The organism is Arthrobacter sp. 05T442, assembly GCF_056395945.1.
Genome location: NZ_JBFTKM010000057.1, coordinates 1 through 609 on the forward strand (window position 1 = coordinate 1; position 609 = coordinate 609).

1 protein-coding gene is annotated in these 609 nt (G+C 62.6%); it reads right to left on the reverse strand.

All coding sequences use genetic code 11. From position 1 onward, the window contains the following. The coding region (locus AC1DES_RS19160) for a hypothetical protein (RefSeq protein WP_476897280.1) at positions 1–424 on the reverse strand (424 nt) is incomplete at its 3' end. Between the last annotated feature and the right edge of the window lie 185 nt (positions 425–609).

Sequence of the window (609 nt, forward strand, 5' to 3'; positions counted from 1 at the left end):
TGTTCGGGTTGAGATCTCCAAACACCAGCCCATGCCGGTGAAGCAGCTCGATCGCGCCGGCGAGCTTGGAGAGTACGTGCAGCCTGAGCGCATCGTCATGGAAGTCGGGACTGTCGTAGCCGATCTCGTTACGCCTCGTCACCGGTGCAGCCAGATACCCGATGACCCGTTGCTCCTGCTTCGCAGGGAAGTTACCTTTTGCCGGAAYATCCATGAAGTAGCCGGGGGGGATCAGCGGCAGCAGACACCCGACCTCCCTGCCACGGTCGGTGACCATCGCGACCGGCCACACGGCGATCTCATCGATCTCTTGCCGGTCATGGTGGTCGAGCCCGTCACGGAACAGCACCGCCTGCCTCATCCCCTCCAACACAGCAGGGATATCGGCAGGATCAATCGTGGGCTTCGGGCGCTTGAGCACCATYGGTCGCGGATCGCCAGCCATAGGAGACCCGAGCACTAGATGTACAACACCGAACCCGCCCTGCCCGAGCTCCTTGTCAACGTTGAGCCCGGATAGCTCCACGCTCATCCGACATCGCCCCGAGCAGCCTCTGCGGTCCGCTCGACAGGCACAGCCGCTGGGCTCATCATCTGCTCAACCCGAAG